Genomic DNA, 18,372 nt, shown 5'->3' with positions numbered 1-18,372 from the left:
ATGAAAGAACATGGAGTGATCGCAATTATTAAGAAACATGTATTGACAGCAATTGGTTATATGATTCCTTTAGTAGTAGCTGCTGGATTGTGTATGGCTTTAGGACAGTTTATTGACGGAGATGTTCGTAATTCTACATCAGGTATTGGCTGGTATCTGTATAAAGCCGGTGGCTTTGGAATGTCGGCAGTAGTTCCTGTTATTACGGCGGGTGTTGCTTATTCTATAGCAGACAGACCTGGTATTGCACCTGGCTTGATTCTTGGCTTTATCTGTACGGAAATTAAAGCTGGTTTTATCGGTGGTATCGTAGCCGGATTTTTAGTTGGCTATCTGGTATTGGCTGTAAAAAAATATGTAAAGCTTCCAAGCGCAATGCAGGGATTGATGCCGGTTATGGTGATTCCTGTACTTGTAACGGCAGTAGCATCTGTTCTTATGTTTACAGTAGTAGGGCAGCCGTTTGCATGGCTTCAGGGTAACGCTGACAGCAGCAATCAGTGGTCTTCAGAATGGTTCTAAATTTGTATTTGGTGCAGTTTTAGGTGGAATGGCATGTTTTGATTTTGGTGGTCCTGTTAATAAGACAATGTCAACTTTTGTAAATGGACTTATGGTGGATGGAGTTTTAGAACCAGAAGCAGTTAAATTTGTAGGTTCCATGATTCCTCCTTTTGGAATTGCTATTTCCTGTCTCCTTACCAGAAATAAATATACAAAGGCAGAAAAGGAAGCTTTAAAAGCAGCTGTTCCTATGGGATTTTGCATGATCACAGAAGGCGTTATTCCAATCGCAGCAAGAGATTTAGTTCGTGTGGTTTTCTCCTGTGTATGTGGTTCCGCAGTTGCAGGTGGTTTATCTATGATGTGGGGATGCGGCTCACCAGTACCTCATGGCGGAATGCTTTCTGTACCGTTGTTTACTAATCCGGCAAAGTTCTGTCTGGCACTTGCTATCGGCAGTGTGATAACAGGAGTCATCTTATCATTGCTTAAAAAACCTGTAACCGAGGAAGATGAAAGCTTTGAAGATTTAGGAACAGAGACTGGTGCAGCTTCAGATGATGGGGAGATCAAAATAGAAACATTTTAAGGGAAATGAATGGGAGAATAAATAATATTTAAGGAGGAAAATAAATATGCTGATCAATATGGAGGAAATGTTAAAAGTAGCAGACAAAAATCAGTTTGCAGTAGGTGCATTTAATGCAACGGAGAGTTCACTGTTTCGTGCAGTGGTAGAAGAGGCAGAAGCGCAGAATGCGCCGGCCATTGTACAGGTAGCACCAGGTGAATTTGATTTTGCCACAAGAGATTTTTATCAGTATGTAAGGGCAAGATTATCTAACAGTAAAGTTCCCTTTGTTCTTCATCTGGATCATGGAAAAACCATTCAACAGTGTATGAAAGCGATCCAGGCAGGTTTCACATCAGTTATGCTTGATGGTTCAGAACTGCCTTATGAGGAAAATGTCCGCCTCACAAAAGAAGTAACAGACTTGGCACATATGGTAGGAGTATCAGTGGAAGGTGAGATTGGAACCATCGGAGTTATGAGTAACTCAGATGAAGGTGGAGTAGAAAATGTTACATATACAAATCCGGAAGATGTCATTGATTTTGTAACCAAAACAGGGGTTGACTGCCTTGTAATTGCAATTGGAACAGCGCATGGAATCTATCCAAAAGGATTTGTGCCAAAACTTCAGCTGGAGCTGTTAGAGCGGATCAAAGAAGTTGCACCTGTACCATTAGTCCTTCATGGTGGAAGCAACAATCCGGATGATGAGATCCGTAGGGCATGCCAGATTGGAATCCGAAAAGTGAATATTTCAAGTGATTTTAAATATGCGTTCTTTAAGAAGGTAGATGAAGTGATTCAGGAAACAGGTGGATTTGTTCCTGCTAAAGTATTGACTCCAGGAATCAATGATGCAAAACAGGTGATCCGGGAGAAAATGGAGTTATTTGGATCTTTGGGAAAGGCAGAATTATACAGATAAGGACGGGAAGAAATATGATCAATTTTGAATTTTCTAATACGACAGAAATTGTGTTTGGAAAAGGTACGCAGGAACAGGTTGGAGAGAAAATACGAAAATACAGTGACTGTAATAAGGTACTCGTAGTATATGGCTCAGACCGTATTAAGAAAAATGGGCTTTTTGATGCAGTAAGCAGTTCATTGAAACAGCAGAAAATTGATATTCTGGAATTGGGAGGCGTGAAACCAAATCCGAGGCTAAGTCTGGTGCGCAGAGGAATTGAAATATGCCGCAATGAGAAAATTGATTTTATCCTTGCGATCGGTGGCGGAAGTGCTATTGACACTGCGAAAGCAATCGGTGTTGGTGTCCCTTATGAGGGAGATGTCTGGGATTTTTATCTTGGTAAAGATACCCCAAAGAAAACCCTAAAAACAGCCGTAATTTGTACTATACCGGCAGCTGGAAGTGAATCAAGTTTAAGCTCTGTTATTACAAATGAAGATGGATGGTATAAAAAGAGTATTAATCTGGACCTGATCCGCCCGGTATTTGCCATTATAAATCCTGAACTTACATTTACATTGCCTGCATACCAGATCGGCTGTGGAGTTGTAGATATGATGACCCATATTATGGAACGCTATTTTACCAACACAACACATGTGGATCTGACAGATCGGTTATGTGAAGCAGCACTTCGCAGTATTATTGCCAATGGAGAGAAAACTTTAAAAGAGCCGGAAAATTATGACACAAGAGCCGAAATTGTCTGGGCAGGAACTCTCGCTCATAATGGATTATTAAATACAGGAAGAGTACAGGATTGGGCGTCCCATCGTATCGCGCTGGAAATGAGCGGACTTTACGATATTGCTCATGGAGCAAGTCTTTCTATTGTATATCCTGCATGGATGGAATATGTTTACAGTCATGATAAAAAACGCTTTATGCAGTTTGCAGTAAGAGTATGGGATGTAGATCTGGCATATGGAGAAGAAGATGAAATATGTCTGGAAGGTATCAGACGTATGAGAGAATTCTTTAAAAAACTGGGAATGCCTTTGACGTTTGAAGATGCCGGATTACCGACAGATGCGTTTGAAGAAATGGCCGATAAGGCAACTTATGGGGATACGATTCCAGTAGGTAATTTTGTAAAGATCGGAAAGTCTCAGATGATTGATATTTATAAACTGTGTACAGAAAGAAAATAATAAGGTAAATAGTATAAAGACTGCTGCATAACGGAGAAAATCCATTTTGCAGCAGTCTTTTAATTGGCATAGGAAACAATATAAGAGTTATTGGTAAAAACTACATAGAAATCCATCCAAATGCATTAGCCACGGAACTGATCAGGATAATGGCTGCAAAGATAGGGCACAGGTACTGGATCATAAAATAGAAGATCTTTTTTCTTCGGAATGGCTTTCCTTCTAAGGTGACTTCTTCTTCGATCTTTTTTACACCGATGACTCTGGAGACCAGAAGGCAGGTGGCAATGGCTGCGATCGGCATCATCACAGAGTTGGTGAGGAAATCAAAGAAATCTAGAAACTGCATGCCGATGATGGTCACATTTGCCAAAGGTCCGTATCCCAGACAGGATAAAGAACCAAGGGATACCATGATCACTGCCATAACAATGGTAGATTTTTTACGTCCCCAGTACAACTCATCCTCAAAGGTAGAAACGGCGCTTTCGGTCAGTGCGATGGAGCTGGTCATTGCTGCAAATAATACCAGTAAGAAGAACAGGATACCGATACCGGTTCCAAGGCCCATATTGGCAAATACTTTTGGAATGGTAATAAACATCAGTGCAGGACCGGCGTTCAGTGTATCAGGATCACCGCCGGAGAAAGCAAATACTGCAGGGATGATCATAAGACCTGCCATAATGGCGATAGCAGTATCGAAAATCTCTACATTCTGGGTGGAGTCTTCAATGGACATATCCTTTAACATGTAGGAGCCGAAAGTCACCAGGATACCCATGGCAATGGACAGAGAGTAGAACATCTGGCCCATGGCGGAAACAACTGTCATCCAGGAAAAGTTTGCCGGATTGGGTACCAGAAAGTATTTAACGCCTTCCAAAGCACCAGGTCTGGTAACAGAATAAATGGCAATGATCACGGAAAGAACTACCAGGACCGGCATCATAAACTTGGAAACACGTTCAATACCATTCTGCACACCTGCGTAGATGATGCCTAAGGTGCAGAAGGTAAAAACAATAAAGCAGATCTCTGTGGAAGCTCCATTGGAGATAAAAGCGGAAAAATAAGTGTCAGAGGCAAGTGTCTGCGCCTGTCCGCTGAAATAGCCGATCAGATATTTGATGACCCATCCGCCGATTACGGAGTAGTAAGGAACGATCAGGATCGGGATAATGGCATTGATCCAGCCGCCAAGAGAGAGCCATTTGGATTTTCCAAAACTCTGGTAAGCGCCTACCGGGCTCTTTTTGGTCATTCGTCCCAAAGATGTCTCAGCCATGATCATGGTGTAGCCGAAGGTAAGAGCCAGGATGATGTAGACCAGTAAAAAGATGCCGCCGCCATATTTGGCAGCCAGATACGGAAATCGCCAGATGTTTCCAAGTCCTACAGAAGCACCGGCAGCAGACAGTACAAAGCCCAGTTTTCCGGAGAATGTACTTCGTTTGTTTTTGCTCATGTGATTTAACCCCTTTATTTTTATAAATATGATTTTGCTATATCTAAAACAGTTTAACATAGGAGAAGATAAAATGCAATTACAGGCATATGTTTCCAGACACTTTTTAAAAAGAGAACATTAAAAAACGCCTGGTGAAAGGCGTTTTTGGGAAGATCAGGTATGCTCAGACTGTCAATGTTCATCGTTTTTTTACGACGATTTTTTTCTGGATCATCTTACTTAATACCACACGGCGGATGGGTTGTCTGTGGATCTCTGTGCCGATGAATACAGCTTTTCCAGTCTTTTGGGGTTCACAGCCTGTAATGCCATAACGGCTGTCGGCTACATCAAACTGAAACCACTGGGAACCGGCAAGGATCTGTCCTTTGGCGCGGAAAATATTTCCGTACTGTCCCCGGATCAGATCTTCTAAGAATATAAGAAGAGACTCTGGGGAAGAAAAATAGGCGTTTTCAATGGAAAAGGTATCCGGAAGGTTTTCGGTTTCTTCTGCCTTTACCTGGTACAACCGTCCGTCATACCCTGTTTCAAGAAGCCGCAGCCAGTCTTTCTCAGGAAGAGAAGAGTAGTGGTCTGTATAGATCGTAGCTGTGGGATTGATCCCGGCTAAGACCTGTCTGGCTTCTTCTTTTTCTTCAGCAGAAGCCTGTTCGGACTTTGACAGGAAAATAGTTCCGGCATCTTTGATCTGGTTCTCGTAAAGAGCAGGATATTCTTTTAAATAGCGCCGGTAGCTGTAGATATCTGCAATGGTCACAGGTGCCAAAATGGAAATATGCTCGTATTCGATCTGCTTTAAATTTTCCATGACATTGCCAAGCATACCGACACCGGTAGGTTCGATGACCAGATATTCCGGGTCAATGGTATTGGCAATGGAGAGAACGGACAGGGAAAAATCTCCTTTGGCAGAGCAGCAGATGCAGCCTTCTGTCATTTCCCAGATGTTGACAGGGCTCTGACCTTCTTCTGCACGCAGCCGGTCTGCGTCAATGCCAGCGGCACCGTATTCATTTTCCAGTATGGCAAAGTCTTTTTTTGTGTGTTTTGCCAATGCCTTGATAAAAGTAGTTTTTCCTGCGCCCAGGAAGCCGGATACGATCAGTATTTTCATATGATAACCAAAATCCCCAATTCCCAGAGTACGTGCTCTGTTTTCCTGTAGTAGAACGAGAACGCGCCAGAAGCGCGTCCTCAAGATAAGTATGCTATTTAGCCATTAAAGTCTTTATTCTTCGATCACAACAACTGGCTTGATCAGGTCAGCTGGCTTGTCTCTCATAAGGAATAATGCTTCTTCCAGGTGATCCCAGCCCTTGAATACATGAGTGCTTAATGGGGAAACATCCAGTTTTCTGGCAGATACTAAAGCGCCCAGTTTTTCCATACGTAAACGTCCGCCTGGCATTAAACCGCCGTTAATCTGCTTGTGACCCATACCAACGCCCCATTCTGTACGTGGGATATCAATGGTATCGCCGGAGCCAAGGTAGTTTACGTTACCGATCTTGCCGCCTGGCTTTAAGCACTTAACTGCTTCTGCGAAGGTTTCAACGCCGCCGCCTGCGATGACAACTTTGTCAACGCCCTTGCCGTCTGTCATATCCATAACCTGTTTCCAGATCGGGCCGTTCTTGTAGCTTACAAAATCAGTAGCGCCGTACTTCTTTGCAGCCTCTACACATACAGGACGGGTTCCAACTGCGATAATACGGGAAGCGCCGCGCATATTGGTTCCTGCTACAGACATAAGTCCTACAGGTCCGATACCAACTACTAAAACAGTATCACCAAACTGAACATCTGCCAGCTCTACGCCATGGAAACCGGTAGGAACCATATCAGACAGCATACATGCGTCAGTTGGGCTGATGTTGGATGGCAGCAGTGCCAGGTTGCCGTCTGCATCATTTACATGGAAGTATTCGGAAAATACGCCATCTTTGAAGTTGGAGAATTTCCAGCCCGCTAACATACCGCCGGAGTGCATGGAGAAACCAGCCTGAGCCTCTAAGGAGTTCCAGTCAGGAGTGATAGCAGGAACCAATACACGGTCGCCTGGCTTGAAATCTTTTACCATAGAACCAACTTCAACTACTTCTGCACAGCACTCATGTCCTAAGATCATGTTGTGGCGGTCGCCGATAGCGCCTTCCCAGAGAGTATGTACATCGGAAGTACAGATAGCAACTGCTAATGGCTTACAGATAGCGTCCATTGGTCCACATACAGGACGGTCTTTCTCGATCCAGCCAGATTCTCCGATTTTTAACATTGCGTAACCCTTCATAAATAATGTTCTCCTTTCAATGATGCGTTTATATAGTATTTGCTTGTTAAAAAAATATCATCTGATAGTTAAAAATATATCACTAAAAGGTCATAAAATCAATGGTGACTTTATAGGCATATTTCACAATGTTTCAGGTATCTTTTTAGAACAAATGCCAGAAAGGTTATTGAAAGGTATCTTTAAAAGGGCAGATACAGGATAGATCATTAAGACAGGTCCGTAAAAAGCTTTAGAGCAGAAGAGAGACCGATGCCAAAACGGTCACAGCCGGCTTCTTCCATGGCATGGATGGTTTCTAATGTGCGGATCCCTCCGGCAGCTTTGATCTTAATACGTCCCTTTGCCTCATCTGCCATGATCTGTACCTGGGAGAGGGCAGAAGGGTGTGCAGGATACCAGCCTGTGCTTGTTTTTGCGTAATCAGCACCAGCCCGGATGCATAAATTTACTGCCCTGCGTATTTCTTCCTCTGTCAGCTGAGGTGCTTCAATAATGACCTTTAAGATATCTTTACCAGCTGCTTCCCGAACAGCACCAATATCTTCCAGTACATAATTGTCTTCATGACTCCGCAAAGCTGTTAAATTCATAACCATATCAAGCTCTTTACAACCGGCTTCACGCAGTTCTTTTGCCTGTCTGCTTTTCTGGGAAATAGTATCACCGCCTCCCGGAAAGCTGATGACGCCTCCTGTGTGGATGTCCGGGTAATCAGCCAGCTTTTTTGCTACATAAGAAGAAAAGGCAGGAAGGGTGAAAACAGCAGCGAAATGATACCGGATGGCAGCTTCTACCATAGAGTCGATCTCATCACGGGTATGGAATGCCCGGACGCAGCTGATGTCGATCTTTTTTGCAAGTTCTGTGAGACACATATTATTTGCTCCTTCCTTTTCCTGAGATCTCTGCCTCGTACTGGCTGCCAATGATGCGCACGTGGTCAATGCTCACCGGCTTATCCTGATAATAGGAAATACGCCGGATCACTAAAAGAGCGGTTTTGGGTTCTATTTCCAGGACACGGGCTTCTAAGAAATCTGCAGATTTGGCTGAAATACGGTCTCTGGTAGCATCGATGATCAGGCCATAGGTCTCTTCTAAAAACTGATACAGGGCAACGAAATGGCCGCTGTGCTGCTCAATGCCAGGGACTTTTGCATATTCAATATAGTTTTCCATTAAAGTTACTGGTCTGCCATCTGCCAGCTGCAGTCTCTGGATCCGGGCAACCGGCGTTCCTTCCGGTATAAAAAGGTCTGCAGCAATATCCCTGGAAGCCGGGATCACATCGATCATCATGCTTCCTGTGGTCACATCATAGCCACGTTTTCGCAAAGACTCAGTTACAGAAGTGACCTGGTTATAATTCTGAGTAGTGCGGATGTCCATGACCATCGTGCCACAGCCCTGGCGCACACTTAAAATACCTTCATCAGAAAGCAGTTTTACAGCCTTGCGGATAGTAGTGCGGCTGACCTGGTATAAAGTTTCCAATTCCTGCTCTGTGGGAAGAAAACTTCCCGGCGGGTAGGTGCCGCCCTTGATAGCGGATTTTAATTTATCGTATATTTTTATGTAGATCGGTTTGTTTGTCATTTTAAGTATTCCCCCTGGGCTTCATTATATATATTTTTCAGAAAAAACGCAAATTTAATGAATTATATTTAAAAAAGTAAACGTTAACTCTTGACGCATCCCCATAAGGAACGTATAATAAGCTTATTATATATGTCAATCAAATCAACAAGGAGGAATTATGGACTATCCAAATAAAGATCAAAGATGGGTTTTTCATGAAAAAACAGAGGCACAGGAGACAGCACCAGGAGTTGTGCGCCGGGTCTTAGCTTATTGTGATAATGTTATGTGCGTGGAAAATACCTTTAAGAAAGGTTCCATCGGAGCAATGCACAACCATCCACATACCCAGATCACCTATGTGGCATCCGGTAAGTTTGAATTTACCATTGACGGAGAAGTACATACAGTCAGTAAAGGGGATACGCTGCTGAAGCAGGACGGAGTGATGCATGGCTGTACCTGTCTGGAAGATGGTATTTTGATCGATATCTTTACTCCTATGAGAGAAGATTTTCTGTAAGATTAAGATCAAGATGAGAAAAATATGGCTGCGTCAGAGGACGCAGTTATAGGTGAAAATGTATTTTAGGGATCAGGAGGATAAAATAATGAGAATTGCGTTGATCAACGAAAACAGCCAGGCTGGCAAAAACGAGATCATTTACCGTGAACTTAAGGGAGTAGTGGAACCAATGGGACATGTAGTAGACAACTACGGCATGTATTCCGCAGATGACGAGGCACAGCTTACCTATGTGCAGTGCGGTATTCTGGCTTCCTTGCTTCTTTCTTCAGGAGCTGCAGATTTTGTAGTGACAGGCTGTGGTACTGGTCAGGGAGCTATGATCGCCTGCAACAGTTTTCCAAATGTAGTGTGTGGACACGTATCCAATCCATCAGATGCATTTCTGTTTGCACAGGTGAATGACGGAAACTGCGTAGCTATGCCATATGCACAGAATTACGGATGGGGCGGTGAGCTGAACCTTCGTTACAGTTTTGAGAAATTATTTGGTTTTGGCAGCGGTAACGGCTATCCGCCGGAGCGTGTAGTACCGGAGCAGAGAAACAAGAAGATCCTGGATCAGGTGAGAGCCAACAACTTTAAAGATGTGATCACCTGCTGCAAGGGACTGGATCAGGAATTGGTAAAGGGCGCTGTAGCCGGACCAAAGTTTAAGGAACTGTTCTTTGCAAATTGCAAGGATGAGGCGATCAAGGCTTACGTAGAAACACTTCTGTAAGTATAAAAACTGAGAAAAATAAAATATGAGAAAACGGTTATTTCCTGTGCAGTCATCTGCCGTGGAAATAACCGTTTTTTTATAGTCGGTACGTTTATTTTTGCAAGTCTGAATGGCTTTGGAAATTGCTCCTTAACACTATTTCCGGTTCCATGACCAGACAGCTGCTGCGGGGATAATCCTTTTTTAGCAGATAATCAAACAGGGTCTTTACGGCAAGAGCGCTTTGCTTGGAGATTTTTTTGTCGATCACTCCACGCAGGATGCCATCGGACAGCGCCTGACGGCTTTCTGTGAAAAGATCGTTGCCTATGACCTGGATACGGTCCTGGATTCCTAACTGTCGGATGCATTGGGAAATATGGTAGGTAAAACGGGCACTGCAGGTATAAATGGCATAGGTATCCGGATGGACCGTCAGATACTGCCGGATCTCTTTGCTGACAGCAAGGGGATCAGAACCCTGGAACGGGACTGTTTCAATAGATGGCGCATAGGTATGCAGGTAAGCTGAAAATGCCTGCATATTAAGGCGCTGATCCTCCATGCCAAGGCAGCCATAGTCTCCGGCCATAAGGATCTTTGCCGGATAGCCGGATGGAAGAAAAGCAGTGAGAAGCTCTGCAGCAAGATAGCCCACAGCTGTATCATTTGCTTTGATGCAGCAAAGACGAAAATCTGTATGAAGATCAACGCCAATAAGCACCACCGGGATCTGCTTTTTGGCAAATTTTTCCAGGAAATAAGAAGAGCGGTCATGGTCCATGGCAATGGTGATCAATCCCTGGAGATCATCAGAGTCCTGGTTGAATATTTTTTCCAGGACCAGTCCGTTGCCGTCACGGGTAAGCGGATAGGCATATTCTGAAACTGTGATAGGAAATTCACTTACGGTATCCAGATAATTTCGGATGCCGTCCCAGAGAGCACCATAGTAAAAACGGTTATCCCCATCTGTATTTGGCAGAACAACTGCAATGTGAAATTTTTTCTTTGAGAGAGAGGATGCCATATAGTTAACTTTGTATCCCATCTGCGCAGCAACTTTCATGATTTCTGCGCGTCGTTTTTCGCTGACGCCTTCTTTACCGTTAAGCGCTTTGTGAACTGTGGTGATTGTTACTCCCAATTTTTCTGCAACATCTTTTAATGTCACTGACATAGTCTATATCCGCCTCTCTGTGAGTTTTTCTGAAATAAGTATATCGACTTTAAGAAGATTAAACAATAGTTTTCTGGGGATAGAACTTTATTTGGTGAGACTGTTCTGCCGGAAATTGCAGCAGATTGTGTGCTTTTTTATGAAAGTTATCAAAAAATACTAGCGTTTTTCTGACTGCCATGTTATAATGCTAACTTGAAGTGTAGCGCCCTCATGGATATGGGCGAATCACATATATTTTCAAGGAGGAACCCGTAGAAATGAGTGTACAGGTAGAAAAATTAGAGAAAAACATGGCAAAACTGACTGTAGAAGTCAGCGCTGAGGATTTTAAGGCTGCGATCAAGAAAGCGTTCAACAAGAACAAGAACCGCTTTGCGATCCCAGGTTTCCGTAAAGGAAAAGCTCCTCAGGCTATGATCGAAAAGATGTATGGCGAAGGCGTATTCTATGAGGATGCAGCTGATGAAGCAATCAACGCTTCCTACGCTGAGGCTATGAAGGAAAGCGGACTGGATATCGTTTCCAGACCAGAAGTTACTATCGAGAAGATCGGCAAAGATGAGCCATTCGTATACAGCGCATTAGTAGCAGTTAAGCCAGAAGTTACTTTAGGCCAGTACAAGGGCGTAGAAGTAGAGAAGGCTGACGCTTCTGTAAGTGCAGAGGACGTTGAGGCTGAATTAAAGAAGGTTCAGGAGCAGAACGCAAGATTGCTTACTGTTGAAGACCGTGGAGTAGAAGACGGTGACCAGACCGTGATCGACTTCGAGGGATTTGTAGACGGCAAGGGCTTTGAAGGCGGAAAGGCTGAGGACTATCCATTAACCATCGGTTCCCATTCCTTTATCGATACCTTCGAGGAGCAGCTGATCGGCAAGAAGATCGGTGAAGAGTGCGAAGTAAACGTAACCTTCCCAACCGAGTACCATGCAGCAGATCTGGCTGGAAAGCCAGCTACCTTCAAGGTAACTGTTAAGGAAATCAAGGTAAAAGAACTTCCAGAGTTAAATGATGAGTTCGCATCTGAAGTTTCTGAATTCGATACTTTAGACGAGTACAAGAAGGACGTTGAGAAGAAGTTAGCTGAGAAGAAAGAGATCGAAGCAAACTCCAAGAACGAAGACGCTGTAGTTGCTAAGGTAGTTGAGAACGCAACCATGGAGATCCCGGACAAGATGATCGACGCTCAGGCTGAGAACATGGTTCAGGATATGGCTCGCCGTATGCAGAGCCAGGGACTGTCTCTGGATATGTACTTAAAGTACACCGGCATGACTGTAGAGCAGATGAAGGAACAGGCTCGTCCGGATGCTGAGAAGAGAATTCGCACCAGACTGGTTCTGGAAGCAGTTGCTAAGGCTGAGAACATCCAGATCTCTGACGAGAAGGTTGACGAAGAAGTAGCTAAGATGGCAGAAGCTTACAAGATGGAAGTTGAGAAGTTAAAGAGCTACATGAGCGAAAGCGATGTTAAGCAGATGAAGGAAGACTTAGCTGTACAGCAGGCAGTTGATCTGTTAGTAGCAGAAGCTAAGCTGGCTTAATTATTAAAAGTTGTACACAAGAGACCGGGGGGATTCTCTGCTGAGAGTCTCCTTGGTTTTGTATATTAAACGTATATCTGGGAAAAATTCCCGCTATGGGGTGGAAAACAGATATAAAGATCATAACGGAGGATGGTTATATGAGTTTAGTACCTTATGTCATTGAGCAGACAAGCCGTGGCGAGCGCTCTTATGATATTTATTCCAGACTTCTTAAGGAAAGAATTATTTTTCTGGGAGAAGAGGTTAATGACACTTCCGCAAGCATTATCGTAGCACAGCTGCTGTTCCTGGAAGCAGAGGATCCTTCTAAGGATATCCATCTGTATATCAACAGCCCAGGCGGTTCTGTATCTGCTGGTTTTGCTATTTACGATACAATGAACTACATCAAGTGCGATGTGTCCACTATCTGTATCGGTATGGCAGCAAGTATGGGCGCTTTCCTGCTTTCCGGAGGAACAAAGGGAAAACGTTTTGCACTGCCTAACTCTGAGATCATGATCCATCAGCCATCTGGCGGCGCCAGAGGACAGGCAACAGAGATCCAGATCGTTGCAGAGAACATTTTAAAGACCAAGAAGAAATTAAATGAGATCCTGGCTGCCAATACTGGAAGAAGTTATGAGGAGATCGCCCGTGATACTGAGCGTGACAACTACATGACTGCACAGGAAGCAAAAGAGTATGGTCTGATCGATGAGATCCTTGCACATCATTAATAGTGTTAATGAAAGGTTAGGTACAATATAGTATGCCAATTAGACCAGATGATACGATCCGCTGCTCCTTCTGCGGAAGGACACAGGATCAGGTTAGAAAAATGATCGCCGGTTCAGGCAATCATAATGTATTTATCTGCGATGAATGCATTGAATTATGCTCAGAGATCTTAGAGGAAGAGTTGGGAAAACAGGAAGAGGAAGATGTAGAAGAGGAAGCACCTCTTTTTAACGATATCCACCTGTTAAAGCCAAAGGAGATCAAGGCATTTCTGGATGAATATGTGATTGGACAGGATGATGCAAAAAAAGTACTTTCTGTAGCTGTATACAACCACTATAAGAGAGTTACTTCCTGCCAGCATATGGATGTAGATGTACAGAAAAGCAATATCTTAATGATCGGACCTACCGGTTCCGGTAAGACCTACCTGGCACAGACGATGGCAAAGATCTTAAACGTTCCTTTTGCCATTGCAGATGCAACCTCTCTTACAGAGGCAGGCTATGTAGGCGAAGATGTGGAAAATATCCTGTTAAAGCTGATCCAGGCTGCAGATTATGATATTGAACGTGCTGAGTACGGCATTATCTACATTGATGAGATCGATAAGATCACCAAGAAATCAGAAAATGTTTCTATCACAAGAGATGTATCTGGTGAAGGTGTGCAGCAGGCCCTTCTTAAGATCTTAGAGGGAACCGTTGCCAGCGTTCCGCCTCAGGGGGGAAGGAAGCATCCTCATCAGGAACTGATCCAGATCGATACAACCAATATCCTGTTTATCTGCGGCGGTGCTTTTGACGGACTGGAAAAGATCGTAGAGCAGCGTATGAGCGCAGGTTCCATTGGATTTAACGCAGAAGTGGTAAATCGCAATGAGATGGATATTGATGAACTTTTACGGCAGGTAGAGCCGAGAGATCTTACCAAATTTGGTCTGATCCCTGAGTTTATCGGTCGTGTTCCGGTCATGGTTTCCTTAGAGCAGCTTACAAAGGAAGCAATGGTAAGAATTCTTTCTGAACCGAAGAATGCCCTTACCAAGCAGTACAAGAAGCTGTTTGAGCTGGATGATGTAAAACTTGAGTTTACACCGGAGGCTCTGGAAGAAGTGGCAAATCTGGCAGTAAAGAGAAAGATCGGTGCCAGAGGACTGCGTTCCATCCTGGAAAATGCTATGATGGATCTGATGTATGAGATCCCGTCTGATGATACAGTAGGTATCTGTACCATTACAAAAGATGTGATCGATAAGACAGGTGAGCCGGAACTGGTATATCGTGATGCAGCTCCGACAACTGCCCGTAAATCTGTTGCAGACAGACTGCGTGGCGGAAAAAAAGGAGAGATCGCCTGATAGATTTCGAGAGAAGATTAGGGGGCTGTCGTAAAGTAGTCTTATTTTGCGGCATGCCCTCTTTTTGATAGATTGAAAGGTGCATAAGATAGAATGGAAGAACAAGTAATAGTAATGCCTACTGTGGCCCTGCGGGGAATGACCATCCTGCCGGGTATGGTGCAGCATTTTGATGTAAGCAGACCGAAATCCATAGCAGCGGTTGAAAAGGCAATGTTAGGGGATCAGAAGCTGTTTTTAGTCAGCCAGAAGCGTCCGGAGATACCGGATCCGGAACTTTCGGATCTGTATCAGATCGGTACCGTTTCTGTAGTAAAACAGCTGGTAAAGCTTCCCTCTAAAAACGTCCGCGTTCTAGTGGAAGGTCTGGAAAAAGCGGAACTTCTCTGCTTTGATACGGAAGAACCTTATCTTATGGGTGAGATCAGCCTCATGGGGGAAGAGGAAGAAGATACAGAACCTCTTGCCGGAGAGGCAATGCTCCGTATTTTAAAGGATAAACTGGAAGAATATGGAACTGTCAATCAGAGAGTGGCAAAGGAAACACTTCCGGCGCTGCTGCTGATCGGTGATCTGAAGGAGATGTTAAAGCAGATTCCTATCCAGATGCCATGGGATTATACCGTATGCCAGGCGATCTTAGAGTGTTCCAGCATATCTGCAAAATATGAGGCTGTCCTTCAGACCCTTATGACAGAAATGGAAGTTTACCGTATAAAAAAGGAATTCCAGGAGAAAGTAAAAGCAGATATTGACCAGAACCAGAAAGAGTATATCCTCAGAGAACAGATGAAGATCATCCGTCAGGAGTTAGGGGAGGATAATCCTTTATCTGATGCAGATGAGTATCAGAAGAAAACAGAAAGCTTAAAAGCAGACAAAGAAGTAAAGGAAAAGCTGTTAAAAGAGATCGGCCGTTTCCGTACCATGCCTGCCGGAAGCCAAGAAGCCAATGTGCTGCGGACCTACATAGAGACTCTTTTAGAACTGCCGTGGAAGAAAACTTCCAAAGATAACGAAGATATCCGCCATGCAGAAAAGATCTTAAATGAGGATCATTATGGTCTGGAAAAGGTAAAAGAGCGTATTTTAGAGTATCTGGCTGTGCGTTCTCTTACCAAGAAGGGTACAAGCCCGATCATCTGTTTAGTAGGTCCGCCAGGAACCGGTAAGACCTCCATTGCAAGATCTGTTGCAAAAGCATTAAATAAAAAATATGTGCGCATCAGCCTTGGCGGTGTAAGAGATGAGGCAGAGATCCGTGGACACAGAAAGACTTATGTAGGGGCAATGCCGGGACGTCTGGTAGAAGGACTGCGCCAGGCAGGAGTTGCCAATCCGCTGATGCTTTTAGATGAGATCGATAAGGTAAGCAGTGACTACAAGGGAGATACTTCCTCTGCTTTGCTGGAAGTATTAGACGGGGAGCAGAATGTAAAATTCCGCGATCACTATGTAGAAGTTCCTGTGGATCTTTCCCAGGTACTGTTTATTGCCACTGCCAATACCACCCAGACCATACCGGGACCATTACTTGACCGTATGGAACTGATCGAGGTAAACAGCTATACAGAAAATGAGAAGTTCCACATTGCAAAGGACTATCTGGTAGGAAAACAGATCGAGCGAAATGGCCTTACACCACAGCAGATCGTATTTTCCGATAAGTGTCTGGAAAAGATCATCCACAATTACACCAGAGAAGCCGGTGTGCGAAACTTAGAGCGCCGGATCGGGGATGTGTGCCGCAAGGCAGCCAGAAAATATCTGGAAAAGAAGCAGGGACCGATCCGTGTAAATGAAGGAAATCTGGAAAAATATCTTGGAAAAGAGAGAGTCTCTTTTGAAGATGCCAATGAAGAAGATGAAGTAGGTATTGTAAGAGGTCTGGCATGGACCAGCGTAGGCGGCGATACCTTACAGATCGAAGTAAATGTGATGCCTGGAAAAGGAAATCTCCTTATGACAGGTCAGATGGGTGATGTAATGAAGGAGTCAGCTCAGATCGCTCTGACTTATGTGCGCTCGATCTGTCCGGATTACCAGGTGGCAGATGATTACTTTGAAAAACATGATCTGCATCTGCATATTCCGGAGGGTGCAGTTCCAAAGGATGGCCCGTCTGCAGGTATTACCATGGCAACAGCTATGCTTTCTGCTGTAATAGGACGGAAAGTTCTGGCAAAAGTGGCTATGACCGGTGAGATTACCTTAAGAGGAAGAGTGCTTCCGATCGGCGGCCTGAAGGAGAAGATCCTGGCAGCCAAGATGGCCCACATTAAAAAAGTCCTGGTTCCGGATAAGAACCGGCCGGATATGGCAGAATTATCAAAAGAGATCACCAGAGGTTTGGAGATCGTTTATGTTAAAAATATGGATGAAGTAATAAAGGAGGCATTTGTATGATCATCAGAGATGTAAATCTGGAAACAGTCTGCGGTGTTACCAGCAAACTTCCGGACAACACACTGCCGGAGTTCGCTTTTGCAGGAAAGTCAAATGTAGGAAAATCCTCATTGATCAATGCACTGATGAACCGGAAAGCCTACGCAAGAACTTCTTCCCAGCCTGGAAAGACCCAGACCATTAACTTTTACAATATCAATAAAGAGTTGTACTACGTGGATCTTCCTGGATATGGTTATGCCAAGGTTTCACTGGAAGCCAAGGAAAAATGGGGCAAGATGATCGAGCGTTATCTTAGAAACTCCGCCATGTTAAAACTGGTTTTTCTTCTGATCGATATCCGTCATGAACCATCTGCCAACGACAAGATGATGTATGACTGGATCATCTATAACGGCTATCATCCGGTGATCATTGCTACCAAATTAGACAAGATCAACCGCAGCCAGATCCAGAAAAATGTAAAGATCGTCCGTCAGGGTCTTGGAATGGAAAAAGATGGGATCATTATCCCGTTTTCTGCTGAAACAAAGCAGGGAAGAGATGAGATCTGGAGGCTGATCGAAGATACCATGGCAGATGTAAATGAAAATACAGCTGCAGAGGCAGAAGAGAAAACAGAAGAATAATTAAGGGAACATATATAAAAAATGTGCTCTGACACAAAAACACGACCGGGAGAAAAACTCTCAGGTCGTGTTTTTTGATGATTTATTACGATTGACTGCCAGTATATCGCAGGTGCGGCGGTCATGGATGATCACAGTGTTTCTCAAAATTTAAGACAGCAGGGTATGCATCACATGAGAATAAATCTCCTGGCTTTTACGTCTCCAGGCGCCGCATACAGCTTCCGCCTGCTCTTTGTCAGGAACAGAAAGGTCCAGCCCGATCAGGACTGCCTTATTTTCACGTACTTCACAGTGGACGATGTAGTCCTGGTTGGTACCTTTGTAAAAGTCGGCGGTGGTACCTACCTCTTCACGCAGGCGGAATTTATTTTCCTTTAAATATTCATCCATGTCATTGATAATGGCAGGAGAAATATTTTTGCCAAAGAAGTTTAAGGTTTCTTCCCCTTCTTTGGTAATATCATAGCGGGTGCTGGAGTGGCTGGCTTCTTTGTGGATCAGCCCGGCATCCTCTAATTCATTTAAGGCCTGCTGCAGTGTGAAATAAGTAGTATAGTCGTGTTCTGTAAAAAAGCTGGTCAGCTGTGCATTGGTAAGAGGAAAATTCACCTGTTTTAACAGATACAGGTTCATCAGTTTATATAAAGTCATAGGTTCCGTAAGCATTATTTCACACTCCGTTAAAAGATTTCTGAACATTCTTATCTATCATAACAAGTTTGCTTCTTTAAATCAAGACAGATTTCAC

The 18,372-nt window shown here is 43.9% G+C and carries 18 protein-coding genes; 11 read left to right on the top strand and 7 right to left on the bottom strand.

Annotated elements, in window-relative coordinates:
* From DW251_RS18075 to DW251_RS04390, 4 genes are read left to right on the top strand one after another with little or no spacing between them, the layout of a single operon-like run.
* Positions 1-522 carry a hypothetical protein gene (locus tag DW251_RS18075; protein ID WP_207663353.1) on the top strand — a complete coding sequence of 174 codons (522 nt, stop codon included), beginning with the start codon at positions 1-3 and terminating at the stop codon, positions 520-522.
* Positions 464-1,093: a PTS fructose transporter subunit IIC gene (locus DW251_RS18070; RefSeq protein WP_207663352.1), complete on the top strand. Its 630-nt coding sequence runs from the start codon at positions 464-466 to the stop codon at positions 1,091-1,093. The genes DW251_RS18075 and DW251_RS18070 overlap by 59 nt, the downstream gene beginning before the upstream one ends.
* Before the next feature lie 46 nt (positions 1,094-1,139).
* Positions 1,140-2,003, top strand: a complete 864-nt coding sequence (locus tag DW251_RS04395) for a ketose-bisphosphate aldolase (protein WP_118300354.1) — start codon at positions 1,140-1,142, stop codon at positions 2,001-2,003.
* 14 nt (positions 2,004-2,017) lie between these two features.
* Positions 2,018-3,202, top strand: a complete 1,185-nt coding sequence (locus DW251_RS04390; RefSeq protein WP_021870754.1) for an iron-containing alcohol dehydrogenase — start codon at positions 2,018-2,020, stop codon at positions 3,200-3,202.
* A gap of 100 nt (positions 3,203-3,302) precedes the next feature.
* Here the strand turns inward: DW251_RS04390 and DW251_RS04385 are convergent, their stop codons facing one another.
* From DW251_RS04385 to DW251_RS04365, 5 genes are all read right to left on the bottom strand, one after another.
* On the bottom strand, positions 3,303-4,670 hold the full coding sequence (locus tag DW251_RS04385; protein WP_118300353.1) for a sodium-dependent transporter: 1,368 nt from the start codon (positions 4,668-4,670) through the stop codon (positions 3,303-3,305).
* 181 nt (positions 4,671-4,851) lie between these two features.
* Complete coding sequence (locus DW251_RS04380) at positions 4,852-5,790, bottom strand: GTP-binding protein (RefSeq protein WP_021870752.1); 939 nt, start codon at positions 5,788-5,790, stop codon at positions 4,852-4,854.
* Between the two features lie 114 nt (positions 5,791-5,904).
* Positions 5,905-6,966, bottom strand: coding sequence for an NAD(P)-dependent alcohol dehydrogenase (locus tag DW251_RS04375; RefSeq protein ID WP_118300352.1), 1,062 nt, complete (start codon positions 6,964-6,966; stop codon positions 5,905-5,907).
* Between the two features lie 209 nt (positions 6,967-7,175).
* The gene (gene deoC, locus DW251_RS04370; protein ID WP_021870750.1) at positions 7,176-7,844 is read right to left on the bottom strand and encodes a deoxyribose-phosphate aldolase; all 669 of its coding nucleotides are present in this window, start codon (positions 7,842-7,844) and stop codon (positions 7,176-7,178) included.
* Between the two features lies 1 nt (position 7,845).
* The gene (locus DW251_RS04365; protein ID WP_021870749.1) at positions 7,846-8,565 is read right to left on the bottom strand and encodes a GntR family transcriptional regulator; all 720 of its coding nucleotides are present in this window, start codon (positions 8,563-8,565) and stop codon (positions 7,846-7,848) included.
* Between the two features lie 160 nt (positions 8,566-8,725).
* On the opposite strand from DW251_RS04365, the gene DW251_RS04360 reads away from it, so the two are divergent.
* Both DW251_RS04360 and DW251_RS04355 read left to right on the top strand, forming a co-directional pair.
* Positions 8,726-9,070, top strand: coding sequence for a cupin domain-containing protein (locus DW251_RS04360; protein WP_021870748.1), 345 nt, complete (start codon positions 8,726-8,728; stop codon positions 9,068-9,070).
* Between the two features lie 88 nt (positions 9,071-9,158).
* A complete protein-coding gene (locus DW251_RS04355; protein WP_021870747.1) occupies positions 9,159-9,794 on the top strand; it encodes an RpiB/LacA/LacB family sugar-phosphate isomerase in 636 nt (211 codons plus the stop codon).
* A gap of 94 nt (positions 9,795-9,888) precedes the next feature.
* Here DW251_RS04355 and DW251_RS04350 read toward each other — a convergent pair whose 3' ends face one another.
* A complete protein-coding gene (locus DW251_RS04350) occupies positions 9,889-10,956 on the bottom strand; it encodes a LacI family DNA-binding transcriptional regulator (protein WP_118300351.1) in 1,068 nt (355 codons plus the stop codon).
* A 260-nt stretch (positions 10,957-11,216) separates the two neighbouring features.
* Here DW251_RS04350 and tig point away from each other — a divergent pair, with 260 nt between their 5' ends.
* The 5 genes from tig (at position 11,217) to yihA (ending at position 17,621) form a co-directional block, all read left to right on the top strand.
* The gene (gene tig, locus DW251_RS04345) at positions 11,217-12,503 is read left to right on the top strand and encodes a trigger factor (RefSeq protein ID WP_118300350.1); all 1,287 of its coding nucleotides are present in this window, start codon (positions 11,217-11,219) and stop codon (positions 12,501-12,503) included.
* A gap of 140 nt (positions 12,504-12,643) precedes the next feature.
* Positions 12,644-13,225 carry an ATP-dependent Clp endopeptidase proteolytic subunit ClpP gene (gene clpP / locus DW251_RS04340; RefSeq protein ID WP_021870744.1) on the top strand — a complete coding sequence of 194 codons (582 nt, stop codon included), beginning with the start codon at positions 12,644-12,646 and terminating at the stop codon, positions 13,223-13,225.
* Positions 13,226-13,257: 32 nt separating this feature from the next.
* On the top strand, positions 13,258-14,586 hold the full coding sequence (gene clpX, locus DW251_RS04335) for an ATP-dependent Clp protease ATP-binding subunit ClpX (RefSeq protein ID WP_021870743.1): 1,329 nt from the start codon (positions 13,258-13,260) through the stop codon (positions 14,584-14,586).
* 93 nt (positions 14,587-14,679) lie between these two features.
* On the top strand, positions 14,680-16,992 hold the full coding sequence (gene lon, locus DW251_RS04330) for an endopeptidase La (RefSeq protein ID WP_118300349.1): 2,313 nt from the start codon (positions 14,680-14,682) through the stop codon (positions 16,990-16,992).
* On the top strand, positions 16,989-17,621 hold the full coding sequence (yihA, locus tag DW251_RS04325; RefSeq protein ID WP_021870741.1) for a ribosome biogenesis GTP-binding protein YihA/YsxC: 633 nt from the start codon (positions 16,989-16,991) through the stop codon (positions 17,619-17,621). The genes lon and yihA overlap by 4 nt, the downstream gene beginning before the upstream one ends.
* A gap of 150 nt (positions 17,622-17,771) precedes the next feature.
* Here yihA and DW251_RS04320 read toward each other — a convergent pair whose 3' ends face one another.
* Entirely contained in the window at positions 17,772-18,290 is a 519-nt protein-coding gene (locus DW251_RS04320; RefSeq protein WP_021870740.1) for a DUF4364 family protein, read from the bottom strand.
* Positions 18,291-18,372 lie beyond the last annotated feature (82 nt).

It is taken from the genome of Clostridium sp. AM22-11AC, from assembly GCF_003473545.1.
GTDB lineage: Bacteria > Bacillota > Clostridia > Lachnospirales > Lachnospiraceae > Enterocloster.
Note: the sequence above shows the minus strand (reverse complement) of the source record. Positions and strands in the feature narration are given on the sequence as shown.